Annotated in this window: 23 protein-coding genes and 1 pseudogene; 5 read left to right on the top strand and 19 right to left on the bottom strand. The window is 62.4% G+C overall.

Annotation, left to right across the window (positions count from 1 at the left end; translation table 11 throughout):
* Positions 1–100: 100 nt before the first annotated feature.
* From ACN9MO_RS14980 to ACN9MO_RS14950, 7 genes are all read right to left on the bottom strand, one after another.
* A complete protein-coding gene (locus tag ACN9MO_RS14980) occupies positions 101–559 on the bottom strand; it encodes an NfeD family protein (protein WP_058325221.1) in 459 nt (152 codons plus the stop codon).
* Between the two features lie 3 nt (positions 560–562).
* Complete coding sequence (locus tag ACN9MO_RS14975; RefSeq protein WP_058325912.1) at positions 563–1561, bottom strand: SPFH domain-containing protein; 999 nt, start codon at positions 1559–1561, stop codon at positions 563–565.
* Between the two features lie 200 nt (positions 1562–1761).
* Complete coding sequence (hemH, locus tag ACN9MO_RS14970) at positions 1762–2799, bottom strand: ferrochelatase (protein WP_112996737.1); 1038 nt, start codon at positions 2797–2799, stop codon at positions 1762–1764.
* Between the two features lie 116 nt (positions 2800–2915).
* Entirely contained in the window at positions 2916–4802 is a 1887-nt protein-coding gene (locus tag ACN9MO_RS14965; RefSeq protein WP_113132258.1) for a 5'-nucleotidase C-terminal domain-containing protein, read from the bottom strand.
* Positions 4803–5030: 228 nt separating this feature from the next.
* Positions 5031–5399, bottom strand: a complete 369-nt coding sequence (gene omp10, locus ACN9MO_RS14960; RefSeq protein WP_112996735.1) for an outer membrane lipoprotein Omp10 — start codon at positions 5397–5399, stop codon at positions 5031–5033.
* A gap of 173 nt (positions 5400–5572) precedes the next feature.
* Positions 5573–7024: a homospermidine synthase gene (locus tag ACN9MO_RS14955; RefSeq protein ID WP_057254637.1), complete on the bottom strand. Its 1452-nt coding sequence runs from the start codon at positions 7022–7024 to the stop codon at positions 5573–5575.
* A gap of 227 nt (positions 7025–7251) precedes the next feature.
* Positions 7252–7392 carry a hypothetical protein gene (locus ACN9MO_RS14950; protein ID WP_373419820.1) on the bottom strand — a complete coding sequence of 47 codons (141 nt, stop codon included), beginning with the start codon at positions 7390–7392 and terminating at the stop codon, positions 7252–7254.
* A 152-nt stretch (positions 7393–7544) separates the two neighbouring features.
* Between ACN9MO_RS14950 and ACN9MO_RS14945 the strand changes: the two genes are divergently transcribed.
* On the top strand, positions 7545–8495 hold the full coding sequence (locus ACN9MO_RS14945; RefSeq protein ID WP_057254638.1) for a GGDEF domain-containing protein: 951 nt from the start codon (positions 7545–7547) through the stop codon (positions 8493–8495).
* Here the strand turns inward: ACN9MO_RS14945 and ACN9MO_RS14940 are convergent.
* From ACN9MO_RS14940 to ACN9MO_RS14930, 3 genes and pseudogenes are all read right to left on the bottom strand, one after another.
* The gene (locus tag ACN9MO_RS14940; protein WP_110879136.1) at positions 8460–9092 is read right to left on the bottom strand and encodes an aminotransferase class IV family protein; all 633 of its coding nucleotides are present in this window, start codon (positions 9090–9092) and stop codon (positions 8460–8462) included. The two genes, ACN9MO_RS14945 and ACN9MO_RS14940, sit on opposite strands and share 36 nt — an antisense overlap.
* A gap of 62 nt (positions 9093–9154) precedes the next feature.
* Positions 9155–10306 (bottom strand): annotated as a pseudogene (locus tag ACN9MO_RS14935) (aminodeoxychorismate synthase component I); the annotation flags it as partial.
* Positions 10307–10351: 45 nt separating this feature from the next.
* Positions 10352–12211 (bottom strand): M3 family oligoendopeptidase, encoded by a 1860-nt coding sequence (locus ACN9MO_RS14930; RefSeq protein WP_110879134.1) that lies wholly within the window; start codon positions 12209–12211, stop codon positions 10352–10354.
* Positions 12212–12400: 189 nt separating this feature from the next.
* On the opposite strand from ACN9MO_RS14930, the gene ACN9MO_RS14925 reads away from it, so the two are divergent.
* Together ACN9MO_RS14925 and ACN9MO_RS14920 are read left to right on the top strand one after the other, a co-directional pair.
* Positions 12401–13945 (top strand): sigma-54-dependent transcriptional regulator, encoded by a 1545-nt coding sequence (locus tag ACN9MO_RS14925; RefSeq protein ID WP_057254642.1) that lies wholly within the window; start codon positions 12401–12403, stop codon positions 13943–13945.
* A gap of 180 nt (positions 13946–14125) precedes the next feature.
* Positions 14126–15985 (top strand): DUF882 domain-containing protein, encoded by a 1860-nt coding sequence (locus ACN9MO_RS14920; protein ID WP_110879133.1) that lies wholly within the window; start codon positions 14126–14128, stop codon positions 15983–15985.
* A 160-nt stretch (positions 15986–16145) separates the two neighbouring features.
* Here ACN9MO_RS14920 and ACN9MO_RS14915 read toward each other — a convergent pair whose 3' ends face one another.
* From ACN9MO_RS14915 to ACN9MO_RS14905, 3 genes are all read right to left on the bottom strand, one after another.
* Positions 16146–16409, bottom strand: a complete 264-nt coding sequence (locus ACN9MO_RS14915) for a DUF2312 domain-containing protein (protein WP_057254644.1) — start codon at positions 16407–16409, stop codon at positions 16146–16148.
* Positions 16410–16535: 126 nt separating this feature from the next.
* Complete coding sequence (locus ACN9MO_RS14910; RefSeq protein ID WP_057254645.1) at positions 16536–16841, bottom strand: DUF1244 domain-containing protein; 306 nt, start codon at positions 16839–16841, stop codon at positions 16536–16538.
* Between the two features lie 45 nt (positions 16842–16886).
* Positions 16887–17675, bottom strand: coding sequence for an N-formylglutamate amidohydrolase (locus ACN9MO_RS14905; protein WP_057254646.1), 789 nt, complete (start codon positions 17673–17675; stop codon positions 16887–16889).
* 193 nt (positions 17676–17868) lie between these two features.
* Between ACN9MO_RS14905 and ACN9MO_RS14900 the strand changes: the two genes are divergently transcribed.
* Together ACN9MO_RS14900 and pyk are read left to right on the top strand one after the other, a co-directional pair.
* A complete protein-coding gene (locus ACN9MO_RS14900) occupies positions 17869–18345 on the top strand; it encodes a DUF1036 domain-containing protein (RefSeq protein ID WP_057254647.1) in 477 nt (158 codons plus the stop codon).
* Positions 18345–19784, top strand: coding sequence for a pyruvate kinase (gene pyk, locus ACN9MO_RS14895; protein WP_057254648.1), 1440 nt, complete (start codon positions 18345–18347; stop codon positions 19782–19784). Before ACN9MO_RS14900 ends, pyk begins: the two co-directional genes overlap by 1 nt.
* A gap of 27 nt (positions 19785–19811) precedes the next feature.
* Here pyk and ACN9MO_RS14890 read toward each other — a convergent pair whose 3' ends face one another.
* The 6 genes from ACN9MO_RS14890 to ACN9MO_RS14865 all read right to left on the bottom strand — a co-directional run bounded on the left by ACN9MO_RS14890 (position 19812) and on the right by ACN9MO_RS14865 (position 24161).
* Positions 19812–20828 (bottom strand): alpha/beta fold hydrolase, encoded by a 1017-nt coding sequence (locus ACN9MO_RS14890; protein ID WP_082616139.1) that lies wholly within the window; start codon positions 20826–20828, stop codon positions 19812–19814.
* A 571-nt stretch (positions 20829–21399) separates the two neighbouring features.
* Positions 21400–22014 (bottom strand): hypothetical protein, encoded by a 615-nt coding sequence (locus tag ACN9MO_RS14885; protein WP_057254649.1) that lies wholly within the window; start codon positions 22012–22014, stop codon positions 21400–21402.
* Between the two features lie 74 nt (positions 22015–22088).
* A complete protein-coding gene (gene ykgO / locus ACN9MO_RS14880; protein WP_034806120.1) occupies positions 22089–22214 on the bottom strand; it encodes a type B 50S ribosomal protein L36 in 126 nt (41 codons plus the stop codon).
* Positions 22215–22386: 172 nt separating this feature from the next.
* Positions 22387–23442, bottom strand: a complete 1056-nt coding sequence (locus ACN9MO_RS14875; RefSeq protein ID WP_057254650.1) for a 5-(carboxyamino)imidazole ribonucleotide synthase — start codon at positions 23440–23442, stop codon at positions 22387–22389.
* The gene (gene purE / locus ACN9MO_RS14870; RefSeq protein WP_057254831.1) at positions 23439–23903 is read right to left on the bottom strand and encodes a 5-(carboxyamino)imidazole ribonucleotide mutase; all 465 of its coding nucleotides are present in this window, start codon (positions 23901–23903) and stop codon (positions 23439–23441) included. Before purE ends, ACN9MO_RS14875 begins: the two co-directional genes overlap by 4 nt.
* Positions 23904–23957: 54 nt before the next feature.
* Entirely contained in the window at positions 23958–24161 is a 204-nt protein-coding gene (locus ACN9MO_RS14865) for a YdcH family protein (RefSeq protein ID WP_057254651.1), read from the bottom strand.
* Positions 24162–24246 lie beyond the last annotated feature (85 nt).

Genomic DNA, 24246 nt, shown 5'->3' with positions numbered 1-24246 from the left:
TCCACGAAGCCTGATTGCAATCCTTTCGCAATCGTAAAGCGACGTGGTTAAGCAATCGTTTCCAAATGGGAAAAACGTCGTGGCATCAGCCGCTTGCCGATCAGGCGCTTTCGACGGTCAGGTTTCGGCCATGGCTGGAAACGACGCGGACCCGGGTGCCGGCCGGCAGGTCCGGCCCCTCGATGATCCAGAACGTATCGTCGAGCCGGATGCGGCCGCGGCCCTCAGCGATCGGTTTCTCCAGCACCGCGGTACGACCGACGAGACTTTCCGCTCTCTGGTTCAGCAAGGGTTCGTCGCTGGTTTCGGCTGAGGACAGAACGAAGCGGCGGCCGAGCAGCACAGCGACCACCGAGAGGACGGCGAAGAGGACGAACTGAACCTGCCACATCCAGAAGCCGGTCTCCCAGAGCATAAGGGAGAGCATTCCGATAATGAGCGCGGCGATGCCGATCCAGATCAGGAACACGCCGGGTGCCACGAGTTCGGCTGCCAGCAGCACGAAGCCGAGAACCCACCAGCTCCAGGGACCGAGTTCTTGAATGGCGCGTTCGATCATCGCCTATTTCCCTTGCGAGGGATCTGCCGGGAAGGCGGGCGTGGTCCGAGGAGTCGATGGGCGCGGGCGTGTCGCCGGTGCCGTCTGTCCATCGCCAAAAACCTCCTTGGCGATGGCGCCGATACCGCCGAGTGAGCCGATCAGTGCGGAGGCTTCCATCGGCATCAGCACGATCTTCTGGTTGTTGGCGGTGCCGATCGAGGCGAGCGCCTCGGTGTATTTCTGCGCGACGAAGTAGTTGATCGCCTGGATGTCGCCGGCGGCAATCGCGGCAGAGACCATCTGCGTCGCCTTGGCTTCGGCCTCGGCCAGACGTTCGCGGGCCTCCGCATCGCGGAAGGCCGCTTCGCGCTGGCCCTCGGCCTGGAGGATCGCCGACTGCTTGGCGCCCTCGGCGCGCAGGATCTGCGCGTTTCTCGAGCCTTCCGCTTCCAATACCTGGGCGCGCTTTTCGCGTTCGGCCTTCATCTGTCTTGCCATGGCGTCGACAAGGTCCTTCGGCGGTGCGATATCCTTGATCTCGATGCGGGTGATCTTGATGCCCCAGGGGTTGGCGGCCTCGTCGACGACATGCAGCAATCGGTCGTTGATCGTATCGCGATTGGAAAGCAGTTCGTCGAGATCCATCGAGCCCATGACCGAGCGGATATTGGTCATCGTCAGGTTGAGGATGGCGTTTTCCAGGTTGGCGACCTGATAGGCGGCCTGCGCTGCGTTCAGCACCTGGTAGAAGGCGACGGCGTCGGCCGAGACGCTGGCATTGTCCTTGGTGATGACCTCCTGAGTCGGAACGTCGAGCACCTGCTCCATCACGTTCATCTTGGCGCCGATCCGGTCGATGAAGGGCACGATCAGGTTCAGACCTGGCTCCAGCGTCTTCGTGTAACGACCGAAGCGCTCGATGGTGTAGCGGTAGCCCTGCGGCACCGTCTTGATCCCCATGAAGAGGACCAGGATGATGAGAACCACGAAACCGACGACGACGATATCCAACCCGCCCAAGAGATGCCCCCTAAATTTGCAATCCCGACCCGAGACAGCACTTTAGCGCAATAGTTGTCGGTCCGGAATCGGTTTCCGCGGATTGCGCATAGATTCAAAATGTTAGGGACGCGCACTCGCCGGTGAGCGCGTGCGTGTTCCATTCATCCAGAAGTGGTGATCGGGGCACCGTTTTCAAGCGGCGCGGCAAGGAATGGGAGCTAGAGCCAGCCGGCGAGTTCGCGGCGCACGACGTGTTCGAGGACCGCCATGCCTTCGGCGCTGTCGTTGAGACAGGGAATGTGGGTGAACTTGTCGCCGCCATTGTGGTGGAAGCTCTCGGCCGCCTGCTCGGCGATCTCCTCCAGCGTTTCCAGACAGTCGGACACGAAACCGGGATTGATGACGGCAATACGCTTGACGCCTTCCTGTGCGAGTTTCTCGACCGTCTTGTCGGTGTAGGGCTGCAGCCATTCCTCGGGCCCGAAGCGCGACTGGAAGGTGACCTGCAGCTTCTCCTTGGACCAGCCGAGCTTTTCGCGCAGCAGCCGCGCGGTCTTCTGGCATTGGCAATAATAGGGGTCGCCCTTGTCGAAATAGCTCTTCGGAATCCCGTGGAAGGAGGTCAGAACCACTTCCGGTTCCCAGTCGAGCGTCGCCAGATGGCGCTCGATCGAGGTCGCGAGCGCGTCGATATAGACCGGATCGTCGTGGTAGGGCGGAACCGTGCGCAGCGCCGGTTGCCAGCGCATCTTCAAAAGCGCCTCGAAGGCCTTGTCGTTGACGGTGGCGGTCGTGGCTGCCGCATATTGCGGATAGAGCGGGAAGACGAGGATGCGTTCGCAACCGGCCCTCTGCAGCGCTTCCATGCGCGAGGCGATCGAGGGCTGGCCGTAGCGCATGCCCCAGTCGACGATCACATCAGGGCGATCGGCGAACGTTTTGGCCATCAGTTGCGCCTGGTTGCGGGTGTAGGTCCTGAGGTAGCTTTCGTTCAGCTCCTTGTTCCAGATCGTCTCATAGGCCTTGCCCACCTTGCCGGGACGGGTGTTGAGCACGATGCCGAACAGGATCGGGTACCAGAACAGCCGCGACCATTCGATCACCCGGCGGTCCGTCAGGAACTCCTTCAGGTAGCGGCGCATCGAGGTATAGTCGGTGCCGTCGGGCGTGCCGAGATTGACCAGCAGAATGCCGACCTTTCCGGATTTGACGGAAGGGTGGTCGGCAGGGGCGGTCACGTCAAGCTGTTCGGTCATCTCGGTCCTCGTCGGTCCCGTTCAATCGGGACACTGCTTTCGGTTTCAAATCCTTCTAAAAAGAAAAGCCGGCGCGGGGAAGCCCGCGCCGGCTCTGAAAGTAGAGGCAAATTGTCTTACTTTGCCGGAATTTCCAGTTCCGTGCCGACATGCAGCGCGCGCGGCGCCGGCTTGCCGTTGGCTTCGGAGATCTTCTTCCACAGCGAGCCTTCGCCGTAGAACGACTTGGCGAGGTCCCAGAGCGTATCGCCCTTGGCGATCACGTGCTTCTGCGGGCCGCTTGCCGCGGGCGCTGATGCATCGCCGGAGGTTGCTGCCGGCTGGGTTGCCGTGGTGTCGGTGCCCGTCGCCGGCTTCGTTTCCGTCGCCGGTTCTGCCGGTGCAGCACCTGCAGCCGAAGCGACCTCGGTGATGCGGCCATCGGTATAGGGCTTGAACGGCTGGTGGGCAGCGAGATAGTCGGCGAGCACGGTTTCGAGGCCCGGACCGTAGTCGTAGGCGTTTTCACCCTTCTCCTTGAAGACGTCGTAGCCGTCGCCGCCATTGCGCATGTAGTTGTTGGTGACCAGCGAATAGGTCTTGGCCGGATCGAGGGCGACGTAGCCTTCGCCTTCCTTTACCTCGACCGAGACGACACGGCTGCCGACCGGCTTCGTCTTGTCGAAGGAGAACTTCATGCCCGCCACCTGCGGGAAGCGACCGCCGCCTTCCTCGAGCTTGCTGAGGCCGTTTTCCAGCGCTTCACGGATGCCGTCGCCCTTGATCTGGAAGGTCGCGACGGTGTTCTGGAACGGCAGAACGGTGATCGCTTCGCCCATCGAAACGTCGCCGGCGTCGATCGAGGCGCGCAGGCCGCCGCCGTTGGTGATGGCGATGGTGACACCCTGGCCCTTGACGCGGTCGAGCATGGCGTCGGTGAGCAGGCTGCCCATTTCGCATTCCTTGGTGCGGCAATTCTCACGAGAGCCGTCGATCGGCGCTTCGGTCTTGGCGATGATCTTCGAGCGCAATTCCTCGATCGGTTTGCCGAGTTCGGCGACGCGCGCCAGCACGGCCTCATCCGGCTTGACGGACGAGTCGACCAGGATCGGATCGCCCTTGGCGGCTTTGACGACGCCCTTGTCGTCGAAGGTGACGACGAGATCGCCGAGATACTTGGTGTAGGATGCGGCCTGGACGACCGGAACCTTGTAGCCACCGGGATTGTCGACCATCGTCGGGTAAGGACCCTCGGCTTTCGGGTCGGTGTTGGACAAGAGGCTGTGCGAGTGGCCGCCGACGACGATATCGACGTCCGGGATCTTGGCAATCGCTGCGAGATCGCGCGGATAGCCGACATGGGTCAGCGCAATAATCTTGTCGACGCCCTGCTTCTTCAGTTCTTCGACGGCGGCCGTGGTGGTGGCAACGTCATCGCCGATCAGGATGTCTGGGCCGGGCGAGGACAGTTCCGGCGTGTCGTTGGCGACGGCGCCGACGATGCCAACCTTCTGGCCGCCGACGTCGAGCACGATCGACGGCTTGATGCGGTCGCCGATCTTCGACTTGTGGCTCGGCAGGACGTTGGCGGTGACGACAGGGAAGGTAATCTTATCGAGGAAGCCGGCCAGGCCGTCTTCGCTCTCGTCGAATTCGTGGTTGCCCACGGTCATCGCGTCGAACTTCATCAGGTTGAGGAACTCGGCTTCGGCCAGGCCCTTATAGGTGGTGAAGAACAGCGAGCCCTGGAAATTGTCGCCGGCATTGAGCAGCAGCACGTTCTTGCCGGAGAGTTCCTGGCGCTTCGTGTCGATCAGGGTCTTCAGACGGGCGACGCCGCCGAAGCACTCGTTCTTGCCTTCCTCTTCCGCCGAGCAGGTCGAGTCGAACTTGTTGATCGACTCGATGCGGGAATGGAGGTCGTTGATGTGCAGGATGTTCAGCTCATAATCGGCGAAGGCTGCGCCCGAGGAGAGGGCAAGAATGGACGCGGTCATCAGGCCGGTCCGCATGTGTCTGATCATGATGTTCTCCTGTTTGCCGGTTGTCAGCCGACCGTTTCCGGAGCCGTCAAGACGGAACCGTTCCCCACGGTCGGAGTGGCTTTGCCGGGCCGGATGTTTTCATCACTTGAAGGTGACTTCAAGCGCTAAAACCAAGCTCGCTTTGTCAATTTATAACGAGGTTAAGCTGCGATCCTGCAACAAAAAAAGCCCCCGATCGGGGGCTTCGATACTTGCGTATGCGCTGTTTTAGCCGCGCCGCGTCAGCGAGAACTGCGCGCCGGCATCGGTGGTGCAATTGAGCTGGTTCTGCGTGACCAGGGCGCAAGCGACCTTGGACTGGGTATTGCGCACGAGCGAGGTCATGTTGATCTCGACGAGCGTCGGGCTCGTCTTGACGTAGTTGCCCGAAGCAAGCAGCTGGTTGGTGTCGGTCGTGCGGGTCGAGAAGGTGCCGCCCGCAAAAGTCGAGACGATGCCGTTCGGGTCCACCCAGGAGCCTTCGACGCCGGTCGCCTGGCGCGACGGCCCGCCCTCATCGATGATCCGGGGCGACGACTGGCAGGACGCCAAGGCCGCAGCGGTTGCGATTAGGGTCAGAACTGCGAATGGCTTCATAGGCGATTTCCCCCGCATTGGGCCGAGCGGACTGTTTCATTCCGGCATGACCATGCCGCGATCATGAGTTGAAAGCAAGAGCGGCAGGGGGCGGCCGGCGCCTTTTCCCGCACAGATGAAAAGGCCCGGGACACGGTCGTGCCCCGGGCCGGATGACGTTTTACGTCAAAAGCTTAGCGAACGAGGATGTTCTTGAACTGCCAGGGATCCTTGGTGTCGATGTCTTCCGGGAACAGGCCCGGACGACCGTCGAGCGGGGTCCAGTCGGTGTAGTGGCCTTCAACCGGACCGAGATAGGGAAGCTGTACTTCCAGGCAGCGCTTGTAGTCCATCTCGTCGGCTTCGACGATGCCGGCCTTCGGGTTTTCAATCGCCCAGACCATGCCGGCGAGAACCGCAGAGGTTACCTGCATGCCGGTGGCGTTCTGGTAGGGAGCGATGCGGCGGGTCTCTTCCAGAGACAGGCGCGAGCCGAACCAATAGGCATTCTTGTCGTGGCCGTAGAGCAGGACGCCCAGTTCGTCGAGGCCCTCAACCAGTTCCTTCTCGTCGAGAACGTGATGGACCGGCTGGGCGTTGCCGCCGTTGCCGAACATCTCGTGCAGCGACAGGACCGCGTCGTTGGCCGGATGGTAGGCGTAGTGGCAGGTCGGACGGTACGTCACTTCGCCGTCCTTATCGCGAACGGTGAAGAAGTCCGAGATCGAGATCGCCTCGTTGTGGGTGACAAGGAAGCCGTACTGCGGGCCAGGCGTCGGGCACCAGGTGCGTACGCGGGTGTTGGCGCCCGGCTGCTCCAGGTAGATCGCAGCCTTGCAGCCCTTCTTGTGCTTCTTGGCGTTCTTCGGCATCCAGTTTTCATGGGTGCCCCAGCCGAGTTCGGCCGGCTGCAGACCTTCGGAGATGAAGCCCTCGACCGACCACGTGTTCCAGAACACGTCGAGCGGCTTCGGCTTCTTCGTCAGCTGCGTGTCGCGCTCGGCAATGTGCACGCCCTTGACGCCGACCTTCTTCATCAGCTTCGCCCAGCCTTCGCGGTCGTCCTGATGCGGCTCTTCAAACTTCACGCCGAGGTCGTTGGCGAGGTTCAAGAGGCCCTGCTTGACGAACCAGGAGACCATGCCGGGGTTGGCGCCGCAGGTGGAAACGGCCGTGGTGCCGCCCGGGTTCTTTTCCTTTTCCTTGCGAACGGTTTCGCGCAGCGCATAGTTGGTGCGCTCGGAATTGTCCATTTCGGCGTCGAAATAGAAACCGAGCCACGGCTCAACGACCGTGTCGATGTAGAGAACGTCGAGCTTGCGGCACATCTTGATCAGGTCGAGCGAGCCGGTATCGACCGACAGGTTGACGCAGAAGCCCTGGCCTTCGCCTTCGGTGAGCAGCGGCTTCAGCAGTTCCTTGTAGTTGTCCTTCGTCACATGAGCGCGAACGTGACGTACGCCATGCCGTTCGAAAATCTCGTTGTCGGCGGCGTCCTCACGGGGTTCGACCACGATCAACCGGTTCTTGTCGTATTTGAAGTGGCGCTCGATCAGCGGCAGGGTGCCGCGACCGATCGAACCGAAACCGATCATGACGATCGGACCGGTGATCTCGCCGTAAACCGGGTAGGTGGTATCTGCCATTTTTGTCTTACTCCTGAGGAAACTTTCCTGTGACGGTGGGTGACTAAGCATGAGGAAGCGGCTGGTGCCGCTGTTCCAGCTTGACGGGTGTGCCGCAGCGGCTTCGGTGCCGAATGCGGCACGCGGGCGCTGTAGAGCATAGATCGCTGTCACAATAAAGAGCCGGCGGGTCAACCGCTATCTGAGATAGTGCTTAACCGGCGATCGAAAGCAGGGCCGCGACTGCCTCACGCTTCCGCAAGAAGGCACTTCTTTTCTGAGAGATAGTGCTGTAGCTGTTCGTCAGGCTCGATCCAGCGATCGGGATCGAGCTGGGCAAGGCCGATGGTGAGGGGCTTGGAGGAACCGTCGTAGGGCGTATGCTTCATGCACTTCGGCCGGTCCAAGACGGTGATTTAACCATATCCCCATCGTTTCACACGCGTAAACGCTTGTCACAAGCACTTCGTGCTATAGCTTCGTCTGAAGCATCCGCTTCGCGCCATGATTGATATTGTCCGACCCGGAGGCGTGACAGACCGTGACCGGTAGTCATCTCAAGGCTCTTGCGGCCTTACAGAGCAAAACACCCGTACTGATCGCGCTCTACGATCAGCACGATCGATTGCGGTTTGCCAACACGGCATTTCGCGCGGCCTATCACGTCGGTCCAGACGAGAGCCCGACCTGGGCGGAGATCATGCGCCGCAACTACGCGGCCGGTCAGGGGACCGTCCTGAAAACCGACGACGTCAACGCCTGGATTGCCTCGACGGCTCACCGGCGCGGCAAAGTGCCTTTTCGTGCCATGGAAACCGACTTGCATGACGGCCGCTGGCTGTGGATGACGGAGACGGTGGATTCCGACGGCTATATGCTTTGCATTGCCGTCGATGTCACCACTATCCATGCGGGCGAGCGCGAGCTCCGGCAGGACCGCGATTTCGCGCTTCGGGCGGCCCAGGTCGACGAGCTGACCAGTGTGCCCAACCGTCGCTACACGATGGGGCGGTTGACTGAATTCATCGCCAATTGTGCCGAAAATCCGCATATGTGGGGTTGCGTCGCGATCATCGACATCGATTATTTCAAGGCGATCAACGACCGCCACGGGCACCAGCGCGGCGACGAGGTTCTGCTCGACTTCGCGCGTCAAATGCAGGAATTCGTGCGTCGCTCGGATTGCTTCGGCCGGATCGGCGGTGAGGAATTCATGCTCATCCTGCCTGATACCACCATCAGCGAAGGCAATCGCATTCTCGACCGTCTGCTCGAAAGGGTCAGAAGCTCCCGGCCGCTCGAGAATATTCCGGAGTTCTTCTACACCTGTTCGGTCGGGCTCGCGGAATATCGCGATGGCGATTCCGTCAGCGATCTCTATGCGCGCGCCGACCAGGCGCTCTACCTCGCCAAGCGCGATGGGCGGGATCGTGTCAGACGCTACACGCTTCCCGGTTCAGACCAGGAGTCTCACCCGGATCATACCGCGTAGCGAATTGCCGACATAGAGCGTTCCGTTTGTGAGATCCGCCGGCGAAAGGCGCGCTACCCGCGCGCGTCGTTGGCAGATGAGTTCGGTACGAAGCACACCGGCGAGCAGGCCGCAGGCGATCGGCGGTGTCTTCAGGACACCGCTACCGTCGTCGAGGAAAACCGAGGTGATCGTGCCTTCGCAGACCTCGCCCTTCTCGTTGAGCAGAAGAACCTCGTCAGCCTCGCTCGCTGCATATTCGCTGCGGGCCGTTTCATAGGCCGCCCGGCGGCTGGTCTTGTAGCGCAGCAGCGGATCGCGCGAGTTGAGCCGGGTGGCGGCGATCCGCACCCGCCAGATCGTATCGTCCGACAACGGTACGAACGGTGCGGTCTTTACCTCGATGCGTCCGTCCGGGAAAAGCTCGAGCCGTACACGGTGTGCGAGCTTGTCGTCGCCGCTCTTCACCGCGGCCAGCAAGGCCGCTTCTGCCCCTTCCGCTCCGGAAAAACCGAGACGTCGCGCCGATCGCTTCAGCCGCGCCAGATGCAGGCGCGATCGGACGAAGCCGTTTTCGGGCTCGTAGCGCAGCGTTTCGATCAGCGAAAAGCCCGTCATCGCGCGATCTCGTCATCGCCCAGCGCGACCCTGTCGTCGCCCAGCGCAATCTTGTCGCCGAGCGCGATCTTTTCGTCGCCAATGGCGAAGCGGGCCTTCAGCAGGCATTCGTCATATTCGGATTGGGCGTTGCTGTCGAAGACGATGCCGCCGCCGACATTGAAGATAGCCTCGCCGTTGGGGAAAAGCGAAATCGTGCGGATGGCGACGCTGAAGCGCATGATCCCGCTCGGGGCGATGAAGCCGATGGCGCCGCAATAGGCGTCGCGCGGTCCGTCTTCCAGATCGTGCAGGATTTCCATGGCCCGCATCTTCGGCGCGCCGGTGATCGAGCCGCAGGGGAACAGGGCGGCGAAGATGTCCTCGATACTGATCTCGGGCAAGAGCTTTGCCCGAACATGGCTCACCATCTGGTGCACGGTCGGGTAGGTCTCGATTTCGAAGAGCTTGGGGACGCTGAGTGTGCCGACTTCGGTGATACGCGAGATGTCGTTGCGCAGGAGATCGACGATCATCCGGTTTTCTGCCTGGGTCTTTTCGTCGGCGCGCATGGTCGCGATGATCTCGGCGTCTTCGGTCGCAGAGGCGCCGCGCTTGGCCGTACCCTTCATCGGGTGCGTCTCGATCCAGCCGTCCGCATCAACGCGGAAGAAGAGCTCCGGCGAACGCGACAGGAGGACCGGCCCGTCAAGCGCAACCAGCGCCCCATATTTCACCGGCTGGCGGTCGATCAGCGACCAGAAGGCGGCGCGCGGATCGCCAGACCAGCGGGCACGGATCGGCATCGTCAGGTTGGCCTGGTAGCAATCACCCTGGCGCAGATGCTGGTGCAGACGATCGAAGCGCTCGCGGTAGGTGCCGAAGTCCCAGCCGGCGCGCGGCTCAGCGAGGAAAGGCTCGTTCTCGATCCGGCGCTGCGGCTCGGCGAGAGGGTGGTCTTCAGCGGGCGCATCGAAGATGCCGAAGGACATCAGCGGCGTTTCGCGGCCCTCCTCGGCAAACCTTGTGAGTTTCTGCTCGAAGAGGTGGCCGGCCTCGTAGGCCATGAAGCCGGCGAGCCACTTGCCCGCCTTGTGGGCGCGCTCGAGCTCGGCAAGGCCGCGGGTGAATTCGGCTTTCGTGCGCGCGGTGACGATGCGCGAAGGCTCAGCGAAAACCGTGGTGCGGTTTTCGCTGTCGTCCCGGAACAGCACATAGGGTGCGGTGTCGCTCATAGAGTCGTCTTGTCGATCGCGCCGTGATCCGGACCTGTGCCCGGATCAGGCCTTATCAAGCGCCTCGAGTTCGTCGATGAGCCCTTCGATCATCGACAGTCCCTGTGCCCAGAACGACGGATCGGTGGCATCGAGGCCAAAGGGCGCGAGCAACTCGGAATGGTGCTTGGTGCCGCCGGCCTTCAACAGTTCGAAGTACTTCTCCTGGAAGCCTTTTTCGGCGTTCTGGTAGACGGCGTAGAGCGAGTTCACCAGGCAGTCGCCGAAGGCATAGGCGTAGACGTAGAACGGCGAGTGAATGAAGTGGGGGATATAGGCCCAATAGGTCTCGTAGCCTTCGGAGATGCGGATCGCCGGCCCGAGGCTCTCGTTCTGCACCGACAGCCACAGCTTGCCGATGTCGTCAGCCGTCAGTTCGCCTTCCTTGCGGGCGGTGTGGACCTTGCGCTCAAACTCATAGAAGGCGATCTGGCGCACCACCGTGTTGATCATGTCCTCGACCTTCTGGGAAAGCATGGCCTTGCGCTCGCGCTTGTCCTTCGTCCGGTCGAGCAGCGCGCGGAAGGTCAGCATCTCGCCGAACACGGACGCGGTTTCAGCCAGGGTCAGCGGAGTAGACGCCATCAGCGCGCCCTGTCCCCCGGCCAGCACCTGGTGCACGCCGTGGCCGAGTTCGTGTGCAAGCGTCATGACGTCGCGCGGCTTGCCCATGTAATTGACGAGCACGTAGGGGTGCGCGGATGGTACCGTCGGATGGGCGAAGGCGCCGGGTGCCTTGCCCGGCCGCACCGGCGCGTCGATCCAGCTCTCGTCGAAGAAGCGGCGGGCGATCGCGGCCATTTCCGGATCGAAGGCATTGTAGGCGGAGAGAACCGTGTCCTTGGCTTCGTTCCAGGAAATCAGCGCGTTCGGCGTTTCCGGCAACGGCGCATTGCGATCCCAGAAATCCATCTCCTGCATGCCGAGCCATTTTGCCTTCATCGTGTAGTAGCGATGCGACAGGCGCGGATAGGCGGATTTGACGGCTTCGGCCAGCGCATCGACAACTTCGCGCTCGACGCGGTTCGCCAGATGGCGGCTGTCGGCGATGTCCTGAAAACCGCGCCAGCGGTCGGAGATTTCCTTGTCCTTGGCCAACGTGTTGGTGATCAGCGTGAAGGTGCGGATATTGGCCTTGAAGGTTTCGGCAAGCGCCATCGCCGCCTTCTTGCGGACCTCTGTCGCCGGATCCTGCAACAGGTTCAGGGCGACTTCCAGCGGCAGGGCTTCGCCATCGACGCTGAAGGTGAGGCTCGTCATCGTCTCGTCGAACAGCCGGTTGAAGGCGGCAGCACCCGTCATCGATTTTTCCAGGAAAAGCTGCTCCAGCTTGTCGTCGAGCTGATAGGGCTTGTCCATGCGCAGGTCGGTCAGCCAGGGCCTGTAGTGCGCGGCAAGCGCATCGTTTTCCAGCGCCTTGTCGAGGATCGCGTCATCGATCCGATTGAGCTCCAGCGAGAAGAACAGCAAATGCGCCGACATGTCGGTGAGCTTCGACTGTACGTCGCCATAAAGCTTGCCGTTCTCGGGCTTGGACGTGTCCGAGAAATAGGTGAGGCCGGCAAAGGAAGCGATGCGGCCCATGACATCTTCGAGCGCTTCGAACTCCCGGACGGCGGCGCCGATGCCGTCGTCACCACGCTTCGTCGCGGCCTCGGCCAGCTTGCCCTTCCACTTGGTTTCGAAGGCGGTCGCTTCGGTCTCGGCCTTTTTCAGGTCGTTGCGAAAGGCATCCGATGCGGCCGACGGATAGAGATCTTCGAGCCGCCAGGAGGGCAGGTCGCCGAGATCCGCGGTAGCGCCATGGGATTGCCCGGCGGCGGCGCGGACAGCGGATTGCTCGGGAGCGAAGGGGCGGAAGGTCATCGTCGGATTTCTCTCGTTCGTGACAGGAAGAAGGCAAGCGATATGGGTTCCATTGCTATCGCCGGCAATGGATAAAATGCAAGCATTTCTCAAAACATGATGTTCAGCCCTTTATGGCACAGATGCCTGACGTCATTTGGCACATGAGGTTGGCCAAATAGTACTGCGTGTCCAAAGCAGGAGGCTTCCGTGACATCACATATTCTGGTCATTGATGACGATCCGGTGCAGCGCCGGTTGTTGACGAACATGATCGAGCGTCTCGGCCATGTAGCGCATCTCGCCGACAATGGCCGCAGCGGTCTGGAGCTCCTGGAGCGCAAGGGCGGCATGATCAATGTCATTCTGCTCGACCTGTTGATGCCGGAAATGAACGGGCACGGCTTCCTTGAAGCGCTGGCCGAGCGCGGCGTCGATATGCCTGTCATCGTACAGACCGGCCAGGGCGGCATCGAAACCGTGGTTCACGCGATGCAGGCGGGTGCCTTCGACTTCCTGGTGAAGCCCGTCTCTCCGGAGCGGCTGTCGGTCGCGATCAGCAATGCGCTGAAGATGGCGAGCCGCGACGGCAAGGTCAAAACCTCGCGCCGTCCGCGCGGCGGCGCCGTCGGCTTCGAGGACATCGTTTCGGCAAGCCCGGCGATGATCCGGGTGATCGACCTGGCGCGCCGTGCCGCCCAGTCCAACATTCCGATCGTGCTCGAAGGCGAGTCCGGCGTCGGCAAGGAAATGGTGGCCCGCGCCATCCAGTCGGCGAGCGACCGGGTCGGCAAGCCCTTCGTCACCGTCAATTGTGGCGCGATCCCGCATAACCTGGTCGAGAGCATTCTCTTCGGCCACGAAAAGGGCGCCTTTACCGGCGCGACGGAAAAACACACCGGCAAGTTCGTCGATGCCGACGGCGGCACCCTGTTCCTCGACGAGATCGGCGACCTGCCGCTCGAAGTCCAGGTGAAGCTGTTGCGTGCCGTGCAGCAGGGCGAGATCGAGACGATCGGCGCGCGCCATCCGCACCGGGTCAATGTGCGGCTGATCTCGGCCACCAACAAGGACCTGATCAACGAAGTGCGCGAGGGCCGGTTCCGCGAGGACCTCTATTACCGCCTCAACGTCTTCCCGATCACCATCCCGGCGCTGCGTCGGCGCAAGGAAGACATCCCGGTTCTGGTGCGTTCCTTCGTCGAGCGTTTTGCCGCCGAGCAGCGCCTGCACACACCGCTCGCCATTTCGAGCGGCGCCTTGGCGCTGCTGACTGCCTATGACTGGCCAGGCAACATCCGGCAGCTCGAAAACGCGATCTTCCGGGCTGTTGTGCTTGCCGAAGGCAACGAGCTGACGGTGAAGGATTTTCCGCAGATCGCCACCCAGATCCCGGGCTACGTCGTTTCCGACCGCTCCGGCTTCTCCTGGGGCGAAGCCGGTCCGGAACGGGAAAGCGGGCCGGCGGAACAGGTGCCGAATGTCTATCCGGACTTCGCGAGTGCGGCGAAATCGATGGAAGGCGATGCCGGGCACGACCCGCGGATGGACAACGCGATCGCCAGCGTCGACGAGGGTGGTGACGTCCGCAAGCTCGCCGAAGTGGAAGAGGAACTGATTCGTTTTGCGCTGAAATTCTACCGCGGACAGATGAGCCAGGTGGCTCGCAAGCTCGGCATCGGCCGGTCTACTCTCTACCGCAAGCTGAAGGATTATGGCATCGATCCCGAGAACCCATTGAGGGAGGCGGCATAAAATCGACGCATTCACAATTCATTAGCCCTGCTATTCAGTCACCGCCGTTTAGACCTTGTTAGTGAAGTGTTCACTATATTATAAGGGGCGGTGACGACTGTGGCATATTTGCCATGCTGTCACCTTATTTGACAGTCATCTGAGACAGCGAAGCACGGTTGTCCGTCGGACGGGGATTGAATGCCAAATTTGTTCGGTTTTAAGAAGCCGCTCGGCTCCTTAGCGAGAGTCTGCGCGGCCTTTACCCGTAAGGTGCCGCAGGTTCTTACATCCGTTGCTATTGCGGCTTCCCTCGTGACTCCAGGTTTCGCGCCTCCCGTAGAGGCCGCGGGCCAGACCCGGACACTGAAACTCTATTTCATTCATACCCAGGAAAAGGCGCAGATCACCTTCAAGCGCAATGGCCGTTACGACACCAAGGGCCTGCAGGAGATCAACCGATTCCTTCGCGACTGGCGTCGCAACGAACCGACCAAGATGGACCCGCGCCTGCTCGACCTCGTCTGGGAAGTCTACCAGAAGAGCGGTTCGCGCGATTATATCCACGTCGTCTCGGCCTATCGTTCGCCGGCAACCAACGGCATGCTGCGTTCGCGCTCGAAGGGCGTCGCCAAGAAGAGCCAGCACATGCTCGGCAAGGCGATGGACTTCTACCTTCCCGACGTGAAGCTGAAGACGCTGCGCGAAATCGGCGTGAAGTTCCAGGTGGGTGGTGTCGGCTATTACCCGACCTCCGGCTCGCCTTTCGTTCACATGGATGTTGGCGGCGTTCGCGCCTGGCCGCGCATGAGCCGCGCCGAACTCGCACGCCTCTTCCCTGATGGCAAGACCATGCATCTGCCGTCCGACGGCAAGCCGCTTCCGGGCTATGACCAGGCGGTCGCCGACTACAAACGTCGCGTCGGTGCCTCGGCGATCGAAGTCGCCGGTGGCGGCGCAACCGGTCCTGGCGATAGCGCAAGCGGCAAGCGTCGCGGCAACCTGTTCGCCATGCTCTTTGGCGGTGGCGGCGACGAGGATGAAGAACCCTCGGCGATTGCGGCCGGTCCGGGCGCTGACGATGAAGGCGGCGCTGCGCCCGCCAAGGTACAGACAGCTTCCGCTCCCGCAGCCCAAGAAGCGCTGCCAGGTGTCGCCGGCTCGGTTGCTGCCGAACCGACAGCTGCTGCCACTGCAACAGCCGAACAGAACATCAATGCACCGGTTCCGGCCGTTCGTCCTGCCTTCAAGGATGCGCCGGCCGATGGCGGCGTAGCTGTTGCGCTGGTGGCGCCGCAGAAGAACGCGGCCCAGGATGCGCTTGCTGCTGCCCTGCCGCAGACCACGGAAATGCCGAGCGAATTCGCCGATCTCGGCTCGATGAAGGTGCCGGTGCCGCAGATGCTTGACCGTCGCGACATGAATACGCTTGTCGCTTCGGCCGATCCTTCCGCGGATGTGCAGGCGCTTGGTTTCGTTCCGGTTCCGGCGATGCGACCTGCGGGTGACGCGGCCCTTGCCGCCGTTGCCGATGCGCAGGTCGTGGTTCCATCCTTCGCGGAGCGCCCGGTGGTTGCGTCCACAGAGCCGCCGCGTGACGTTGCCGCCGAGGCTGCGACCCGTGTGGCGCTTGCTGCTCCGACGCCGGCCCAGCGCGAGCCGGTATCGCAACAGCCGATCGAAATGGCGGCCTATGCGCCACAATCGAACACGAACGCCCGTGCGGCTGTCTTCGACGATGCCTTCGATACGCAGGCCGAAGCGCCGGCAAAGGGCGGCCGACCGAAGAAGAACGACGCCGACGCAGCGACCCGCTCGTCGGTCCGCACCGAACCGAAGCTGACCCAGAAGATCATTTCCGAATGGGCGCTGACGACGGGTCGTGTGGCGACGCTTTCCAAGCCGGTCAAGGCGCCGCGCTTCGTCAGCAAGTCGCTCCGCACCGCACCGACCACGGTCTATGCCGCCGGCTTCTCGAACGGCGCTGGCACGGTGGACACGGCCCGCTTCAGCGGCAATGCGGTCAACTTCATGGAAGTGAAGAAGTTCAGCACGAACTGAGCTTCGGCCGAACAGCAGACACGAAAAAGCCCGCCGAACCGGCGGGCTTTTTGATTCTGTATCGTGCTTTCGGGTGCTGTCGTCTCTGGTCGGGTCGGGGGCAGCCTGCTCCCTATCGCTGTCCGGACGAGGCCGCCTGTCGGCGGCCCTGCAAGCCTGCTTATTCTTCGGCGGCTGCCGGCACCATGCCGAGCGCCTGGAGGTAGGTGTCGAGGATCGCTTCCTGTTCCATGCGCTCGTCGTGGTCCTGCTTGCGGATCGAGATGACCTTGCGCAGGATCTTGGTGTCGAAGCCCATGGACTTGGCTTCGCCGTAGACGTCCTTGATGTCGTCCGCGATGGTCTTCTTTTCTTCTTCCAGGCGTTCGATCCGCTCGATGAAAGCGCGAAGCTGATCGCGTGCGACGCCGTGAGCATCCGACATGGTCTTCTCCTTGATACGGGGAATTGAATTTCGTGGGTGCCGTGACGTGCCGAAAACGGCCGCCAAGGTCAAGGGTCAATGCGCAACAACGCGGTCAATTCCGTGGCAAGCGCCGCCGAAACGCCCTTATTCCTTCGGCCTGTTGATCTCGAAGGCTGCCTTCTGCTCGGCGGTCGCTTCCCTTTGATGGAGCTCGCGCCATTCCTCATAGGGCATGCCGTAGATGATCTCGCGCGATTCCTCCTTGGCGAGAGCAACGCCTGCCTCTTCGGCGGCTTCTCGGTACCAGTTGGAAAGACAATTGCGGCAGAAGCCGGCGAGGTTCATCAGGTCGATGTTCTGGACATCGGCGCGTTCGCGCAGATGGGTGACGAGACGGCGAAAGGCGGCTGCCTCGAATGCCGTCTGCTGCTCCGGGGTCAGTTCGGTCATGGACGTTGATCCTCTTCGGTTACTGCGTACTTCCGGACCCAAGCTCTAATAGGCGCCGGTGCGGGAGGCGTGGCGCTCGTAGCGATGCAATTCGGTCATGGCGTTGAGACCCGCAAGGATTGGCGCCAGCCGCTCGGCCCAGCCAGCAACGCCCGTCTCGTCGGCGATCAGGTCCTGGCGCACCTCGATCAGGGCGTGGGGAATACCCGGCATCATGCAGTGCCGGAACATGGTATCCCCGCGCAGCGCACCGTCATAGGGTTCGTTGTTGCCGACGACGATATCGCCCGACGCCTCGAGCTTCTCGATCAGCGGCAGGACGGCACGCGGATCGTTGTCCCAAAGCACGGCGGCGTGCCAGGGGCGGGCCACACCCTTCCAGGCCGGTGTGTAGGAGTGGATCGAAATGACCAGCGGTGCCGCGCCATGCGCCTCGGCGCTTCGGCCGATCGTCTCGGAAACGGCGCGATGATAGGGGCGGTGGAACCGGTTCAGCCGGTTCTCCCATTCCTCTGCGCTGATCGGGTGGTTGCCGGGCACGATCGCGCCGTCGGAGATCTTCATGACCAGCGTCGGGTCGTCCTCGCCGCGATTGGGATCGATCAGCAGGCGGGAGAAGCAACCGAGCACGGCCGGCGCATCGAGTATTCGCGAGAGCCGCCGCACCAACGCCTCGACACCGATGTCATAGGCGATATGCCGCTCGAATGCCGAGGCGGGCAGGCCGAGACTGCCGTATTCCGGCGGCAACCGGTTCATCGCGTGGTCGGCAAGCAAAACGAGCCCGGTTGCAGGCTTGGCTTCGATAATCTCATAGGGAGAATAGTGTTGCATGCCGGTCCAGTCTCTTGTCTAGCCTCGTCCTCGCTGATCGCACGCACGCGCGTCAATCGCAAGAAACGCGCAACTGTTTAGCGCAATTTGAACGCAATTTGCCGATTGTAATCGATTAGAGTTACGTTGACTTTCGGGGCTGGCCGTCGCAAGAAAGTGCCACGCAAATCAAAACGGAGTTCCATCGGAAACCGTGTCCAGAAATCCTTTTTCCAAAGCGAAGCCGGGGCTGACGACACTGGGAGGCATCCTCCTGTTTTTCCTGGCAACCTCAAGCTCATTTCTCTTTGCCGATGAAGCGCGCGCCGATTTTCGCGTCTGCAACGGCACACAAAATCTCGTCGGCGTGGCGATCGGTTACCGGGCCAAGGAAGGCTGGGTAACGGAGGGCTGGTGGCAGGTTCCGGCCACCACCTGCGCGACCCTGATCGAGGGCGAGCTTGAGTCACGATACTATTATCTCTACGCGGAAGATGCGGCCCGCGGCGGCCGCTGGACCGGTGACGTCAACATGTGCGTCGCCGAGAACGAGTTCAAGATCGCGGGCGTTCAGGACTGCTTCGCCCGCGGCTTCCAGCGCATGGGATTCAAGGAATACGACACGGGGCGGCAAGGGAGCTGGATGGTTCAGCTCTCCGAAACGCCCGGCACGCAGGAAAGCCAGAATTGATGAAGCGGAACAGAAAAGTCAAAATCCTCGCCACGCTCGGACCGGCGTCTTCCGATGAGCAGATGATCCAGAAGCTGCACGAGGCCGGGGCTGATCTGTTCCGTATCAACATGAGCCATGCGAGCCACGACGTGATGCGCACGCTGGTTCAACGCATCCGCACGGTGGAAAGCCACTGTGGTCGGCCGATCGGCATTCTCGCCGATCTTCAGGGCCCGAAGCTGCGCGTCGGCAAGTTCGCAGAAGGCAAGGTGGATCTCAAGGTCGGTCAGACCTTCACGCTCGACAACAAGGACGTGCCCGGCGACAACACACGCGTCTACCTGCCGCACCCGGAAATCCTCGAAGCGGTCAAGCCCGGCCATCGCCTGTTGATCGACGACGGCAAGCTGCATCTGCGCGCTGAGAAGACCGACGGCAAGAGCATCGTGGCCACGGTCGTCGCGGGAACGAAGATTTCGGACCGCAAGGGCGTCAGCCTGCCGGACACGCTGCTCGCGGTCGGTGTTCTGACCGACAAGGACCGGGCTGACCTCGACGCCGTTCTCGCCACCGGCGAGATCGACTGGGTGGCGCTCTCCTTCGTGCAGCGGCCGGAAGACCTGGCCGAAGTCCGCAAGATCGCCCGCGGCCGCGTCGGCCTGATGTCGAAGATCGAGAAGCCGCAGGCACTCGACCGCATTGATGAGATCATCGAGCTTTCGGACGCGCTGATGGTCGCGCGCGGCGACCTCGGCGTCGAAATGCCGCTGGAATCGGTGCCGGGCCTGCAGAAGCAGCTGACGCGCGCATGTCGCCGCGCTGGCAAGCCGGTGGTTGTTGCCACGCAGATGCTGGAATCGATGATCTCCGCACCCGTTCCGACGCGCGCCGAAGTTTCCGACGTTGCGACGGCCGTCTTCGAAGGCGCCGATGCCGTCATGCTGTCGGCAGAATCGGCCTCGGGCGAGTATCCGGTGGAGGCCGTGTCGACCATGGCGTCGATCGCCAGCAACGTCGAGCGCGACCCGCACTATTCCAGCATCATCTACGCGCAGCGCACGCCGCCGGAGGCAACCGGTGCCGACGCGATTTCGCTCGCTGCCCACCAGATCGCCGAGACGCTCCGTCTTGCCGCGATCGTCTGCTACACCTCGTCCGGCACCACCGGTCTTCGCGCCGCCCGCGAACGGCCACAGGTTCCGATCATCGCTCTCTCGCCGATCGTCCAGACGGCACGCCGTCTCTCGGTCGTCTGGGGCCTGCATTGCGTCGTCACCGAGGACGCGACGGACCTCGACGATATGGTCAACCGTGCCTGCCGCATCGTTGCGGCCGAAGGCTTCGGCAAGCCCGGCGAACGCGTCATCATCTCTGCCGGCGTGCCCTTGGGTACGCCTGGCGCCACCAACATGCTGCGCATCGCCTATATCGGTTCGGACGGCATGAGCGGCATCTGATGCAGCCTTGGCAAAGTGCGAAGCGGGTCAGACTTGGCCGATGGCTTCGGACGACATGATCAGGCGGGCTTCGGCCCGCCTTTTTATTTGCTCGAGATCCGTCGGCTGGCCCGCCATCTTTTCGAGCGCAGCCACGACCACGTCCGTGACCACATAGTCGGGCTTGTGGCCGAGATTGCCGATCCACAGCAGTTCCGCGCCGGGGATATCGCGCGCCAGCCCGCGGGAATGGATGTCGGCCAGCACGATGCCGTCGCTATCGCCGGTGATGATCACGGTCTGTGCCGTGATCTCGCGGTAGCGGGGTGCCGTCGCGGTCAGATAGGCATGGAGATTGGCTATGTCGCGCGCATTGTTGCGGAAGGTCGCCGGACGCAGCACCAGATGCGGGCCGGTCTTGTCGATGTAGTCGTCGGGCCGCGGATTGGGTGAAAAAATCGAGTGTGTGCCGCCTTCGATGCGGCGCTGCCCCAGGGGCGTCACCAGCGTATGGGCGAAGAGCCAGCCGACGAGGGGGAGCGCCGTGAGGCGATAGTACCATTCGATGCCGCCTGGCCAGGGGTGCGTCGCGGGCGCCAGCAGGATGAGGCCGGCCGTCTTTTCCGGGTGATGCAGGGCGAAGCTCGCAGCGATGGCGCCGCCGAAGGAATGGCCGACGATGACCGCGCGACGGATGCCGCGCTTTTCCATCAGCTTTGCGATCGCCGTCGCCTGGCCGTCCGGAAGGTCGTTTTCCGCTCCGCCCCGCTCGGAGTAGCCGTGACCCGGACGATCGACGAACAGCATCTCGGCGCGGCCATCAAGGGCTGGGGCGAAGGCATGCAACTGATCGAGCAGATTGCCACTGGCGCCATGGATGAAGATGACGGGCAGGAGATCGGCCTGCTCGCCTGCCGGCAGGTGCACGCTGTTCATGCGATAACCGCCGATGTCGATCAGTTCGCCGGCATTCGGAAACCGCCGGGTGAAGGCTCGCGCGTGCCAGAGGCTGTAGGCAATGCCGACGAGCGCTAGTCCAATGAGCAGGAATGTGGCTGGTACCATTGTCTCAATCTGTCTTCCGGCGTCCGTAGGCCCGTCAAGGCGTCTGCGTTGGCGAGGCTTCAGGGCAGGGGAGCCCATCGACTGCCATCGTGGCCAGATGGCGTCAACGGCGCGCTGGCGGGCAAGCACGAACTCAGGCAGCGCGGTATCCCGGTCGCCCTTGTTGTAGCGGGTGTCCATGCTGTCGACAACGAGCACCGGAGGGGCGCCGAACTGATCGGCGGTGATGTCGACGATGTAATCGCCGCATTCGACCCAGGCATGGCTTTGCCAGCGTTCCCCGCAGAAGAAGCCGTAGGGGCCGATGTCAGGCCCGGAAGGCGCACTCCGCGGCGCTCCGGAGGCTCAATGGGCATCGAGGCCTTGGGCAATCAAGACACGTGCCAGGAACAGGCTCGAGCGGCCGCAGGTCCATTGTGAAGCGATCGCGGGGAGATCGCCACCCCAAGCCCGGTGCCATTCCAGCCAGATCGGCTCAATGAAACGCCGAGCGGCTGTCGCTACTTCGAGAAGAGTGCTTTCATTGGTGCAGAGGGGCATTGAAGGCTAGGGTCGAGTGTGTCGCGTTCAGTCAGGTCTTGCTGCCGGCGAGCTTCTCGGCGAGCTCGCCCAGCTGCTCCTGCGCCTTGCGATCGGCGGGATAGATGTCCAGGAACTGCTCCCATGCCCGCATGGCGAGCTCGTCCTTGCCGGAGGCGCCGAGGATCGCTGCCATGCCGGCAAGCGCGCCGAAATGACGAGGCTCGATCGTCAGCACGCGGTTGATGTCCGACATCGATTTCCGATAGTTGCCCATCGTGTAATGCAGGGTCGCGCGACGGTTCCAGCCTTCGACATAGTTGGGCGCAAGCGTGATCACCTGATCGAGGATGTCGAGCGCCGCCGCCTGCTTGTTGTCGGTGATGGCCTTGTCGGCCCACTGCATCAGGAGATTGACGGTGGCGCTGCCGGAATCCTGCCATTCCACACGGATCTGGTTGGCGAGTTCACGCGCCTTGTCGGCATCGCGTTCCTTCTTGAGGTCCGCGAACAGGCCGTCCAGTCGTTGCTTGGGTGTGGTGAGGCTGGCCGATTCCGTTTGGGTCGATGCTTCCGCCGCGAAGGAGAAACTGCCAGCTCCGATGGAGGTGGCGAGCAGGGCGGAACACGCCAGAATCAGGGGTACAAAAACTCGCATGGCGAGCATGTTAGCCCGCCATGGATCAACTTCATAATCAATTTTGGGACATCGCCGAAGCGATGTCTGCCACCCGGCTTAGATCAGCCCTGACGAGCCTTGAAGCGCGGGTTCGACTTGTTGATGATGTAGATGCGGCCCTTGCGACGAACCAGACGGTTTTCGCGGTGACGGGTCTTCAGCGACTTGAGCGAATTCTTGATCTTCATTTTCCTGATCCGCAGGTTTCGGGGAACGAAAATTCGCCCGGTATCTTCTAACAATCAAAAGCGCGCCGTTCAGCGCGCTCCTTTAAGGTGGGATGGCACATACCGTGTCCCCCCTAAGGTGTCAACCACAAGACGCCCCATTTTGGCGTCTTGCCCCGCATTTCTGCGGTCTTCAGCCGCGGACGAGCCGTGTGACGTGGCCCATTTTGCGGCCGGCGCGCGCTTCGGTCTTGCCATAGAGGTGCACCAGAACATCGTCCTTGGCAAGCCATGCCGGGACATCGTTGAGGTCGTCGCCGATCAGGTTCTGCATGACGCAGTCGGAATGGCGGCGGGGATTGCCGAGCGGCAATCCCGAGACGGCACGAATATGCTGCTCGAACTGCGAGACGACGCAGGCCGCCTCCGTCCAATGGCCGGAGTTGTGCACGCGCGGCGCCATCTCGTTGGCGATCAGGCTGCCGTCGGCAAGTACGAAGAATTCGACGCCGATGACGCCGACATAACCAAGTGCATCGAGGATCGCCTTGGCGGCCTTGCGGGCCGCGTCCGCCGTGCCGTCGCCGACTGCTGCCGGTACCGTCGAGGTGTGGAGGATGCCGTTGCGATGCACGTTCTCGGCCGGATCGAAGCAGGCGACCGTGCCATCGGTGGAGCGGGCGGCGATGATCGAGATCTCCCGTTCGAAGGGTACGAAGCTCTCCAGGATCAGGGGCACGCCGCCCAGCTCCGCGAAGGCGCCGGCAGGACTGTCGGCTGCGGAGCGGAACACGCGCTGTCCCTTGCCGTCATAGCCAAGGCGACGGGTCTTGAGCACGCCCGATCCGCCGAAATCGGCGAGTGCTGCTTCGAGATCGGCCTGGCTGTCGACGGCGTGAAAACGCGCCGTCGCAATGCCGCAGTCATTGATGAAGCGTTTTTCGACGAGGCGGTCCTGCGCGACTTCCAGCGCCTTCGGCGGCGGGAAGACAGGTCGTTTCGCGGCGAGCCGTTCGGCGGCCGCGACCGGCACATTCTCGAATTCGTAGGTGATGATGTCGCTCACGGTCGCGAGCTGGCTGAGCGCGGCTTCGTCGTCATAGGCAGCAATGATCTGCTCATTCGCCACCTGTGCCGCCGGACAGTCGACCTGCGGCTCGAGGATCACGGTGCGGAAGTTCAATCGGGCAGCTGCCATCGCCAGCATGCGGCCGAGCTGGCCGCCGCCGATAATGCCGATGGTGGTCATGCCTGGTCCACCGGGTATTCGGCGACCGAAATCGTCTGCTGTTCGCGCCAGTCGTCGAGCCTGTCGGCGAGATCGTCGTCGCTGAGCGCGAGCACGGCTGCAGCAAGCAACGCGGCATTGACGGCGCCGGCGCGGCCGATCGCCAGCGTCCCGACGGGGATGCCGGCGGGCATCTGCACGATCGAGAGCAGGCTGTCCTGGCCGGAAAGCGCCTTCGACTGCACCGGCACGCCGAAGACCGGCAGCGGCGTCATTGAGGCGCACATGCCCGGCAGATGGGCAGCGCCGCCGGCGCCGGCGATGATCACCTTGAAGCCCTCGTCGCGAGCGCCCTTGGCGAAATTGACCAGCCGATCGGGCGTGCGATGGGCGGAAACGATGCGAGCCTCATAGGCAATGTCGAGCGCGTCGAGCGTGTCGGCGGCGTTCTTCATCGTCTCCCAGTCCGACTGGCTTCCCATGATGATGGCGACGGGTGGGGTCGTGGTGTCGATCACGTCTGTCCTGTTCCGCGTTCAGGCGATGATGTCGGGGATGATCTGGTCTTCGATCTTGCTGATCTTGTCCTTGATCGCCAGCTTCTTCTTCTTCATGCGCTGGATTCTCAGCGCGTCGCAGCCGGTCTCGATCATAGCGTTGATGGCAGCGTCGTAGTCTTCATGTTCCTGCCTCAGCCGCGCGGCGGTCAGTCTGAGTTCGGCCTGGTCCTGGTCCGGCATGCAAAGCGATCCCCATCAGCCCGGTTGCGAAGTCCTCCTCGAACCGGAATTCCATGCGTCGCTCTATCACATCTTGGGCGGTAAC

This window comes from Ensifer sp. R-19 (assembly GCF_049905105.1).
Taxonomy (GTDB): Bacteria; Pseudomonadota; Alphaproteobacteria; order Rhizobiales; family Rhizobiaceae; genus Ensifer.
This window is presented reverse-complemented; position numbering and strand designations above follow the sequence as displayed.

Bases quoted from the DNA above. Each gene is read 5' to 3' on its own strand.
- ACN9MO_RS14980 (WP_058325221.1), bottom strand. From the start codon at position 559: ATGATCGAACGCGCCATTCAAGAACTCGGTCCCTGGAGCTGGTGGGTT.
- hemH (WP_112996737.1), bottom strand. From the start codon at position 2,799: ATGACCGAACAGCTTGACGTGACCGCCCCTGCCGACCACCCTTCCGTC.
- ACN9MO_RS14965 (WP_113132258.1), bottom strand. From the start codon at position 4,802: ATGATCAGACACATGCGGACCGGCCTGATGACCGCGTCCATTCTTGCC.
- omp10 (WP_112996735.1), bottom strand. From the start codon at position 5,399: ATGAAGCCATTCGCAGTTCTGACCCTAATCGCAACCGCTGCGGCCTTG.
- ACN9MO_RS14955 (WP_057254637.1), bottom strand. From the start codon at position 7,024: ATGGCAGATACCACCTACCCGGTTTACGGCGAGATCACCGGTCCGATC.
- ACN9MO_RS14950 (WP_373419820.1), bottom strand. From the start codon at position 7,392: ATGAAGCATACGCCCTACGACGGTTCCTCCAAGCCCCTCACCATCGGC.
- ACN9MO_RS14940 (WP_110879136.1), bottom strand. From the start codon at position 9,092: ATGACGGGCTTTTCGCTGATCGAAACGCTGCGCTACGAGCCCGAAAAC.
- ACN9MO_RS14930 (WP_110879134.1), bottom strand. From the start codon at position 12,211: ATGACCTTCCGCCCCTTCGCTCCCGAGCAATCCGCTGTCCGCGCCGCC.
- ACN9MO_RS14920 (WP_110879133.1), top strand. From the start codon at position 14,126: ATGCCAAATTTGTTCGGTTTTAAGAAGCCGCTCGGCTCCTTAGCGAGA.
- ACN9MO_RS14915 (WP_057254644.1), bottom strand. From the start codon at position 16,409: ATGTCGGATGCTCACGGCGTCGCACGCGATCAGCTTCGCGCTTTCATC.
- ACN9MO_RS14910 (WP_057254645.1), bottom strand. From the start codon at position 16,841: ATGACCGAACTGACCCCGGAGCAGCAGACGGCATTCGAGGCAGCCGCC.
- ACN9MO_RS14905 (WP_057254646.1), bottom strand. From the start codon at position 17,675: ATGCAACACTATTCTCCCTATGAGATTATCGAAGCCAAGCCTGCAACC.
- pyk (WP_057254648.1), top strand. From the start codon at position 18,345: ATGAAGCGGAACAGAAAAGTCAAAATCCTCGCCACGCTCGGACCGGCG.
- ACN9MO_RS14890 (WP_082616139.1), bottom strand. From the start codon at position 20,828: ATGGTACCAGCCACATTCCTGCTCATTGGACTAGCGCTCGTCGGCATT.
- ACN9MO_RS14885 (WP_057254649.1), bottom strand. From the start codon at position 22,014: ATGCTCGCCATGCGAGTTTTTGTACCCCTGATTCTGGCGTGTTCCGCC.
- ykgO (WP_034806120.1), bottom strand. From the start codon at position 22,214: ATGAAGATCAAGAATTCGCTCAAGTCGCTGAAGACCCGTCACCGCGAA.
- ACN9MO_RS14875 (WP_057254650.1), bottom strand. From the start codon at position 23,442: ATGACCACCATCGGCATTATCGGCGGCGGCCAGCTCGGCCGCATGCTG.
- purE (WP_057254831.1), bottom strand. From the start codon at position 23,903: ATGGGAAGCCAGTCGGACTGGGAGACGATGAAGAACGCCGCCGACACG.
- ACN9MO_RS14865 (WP_057254651.1), bottom strand. From the start codon at position 24,161: ATGCCGGACCAGGACCAGGCCGAACTCAGACTGACCGCCGCGCGGCTG.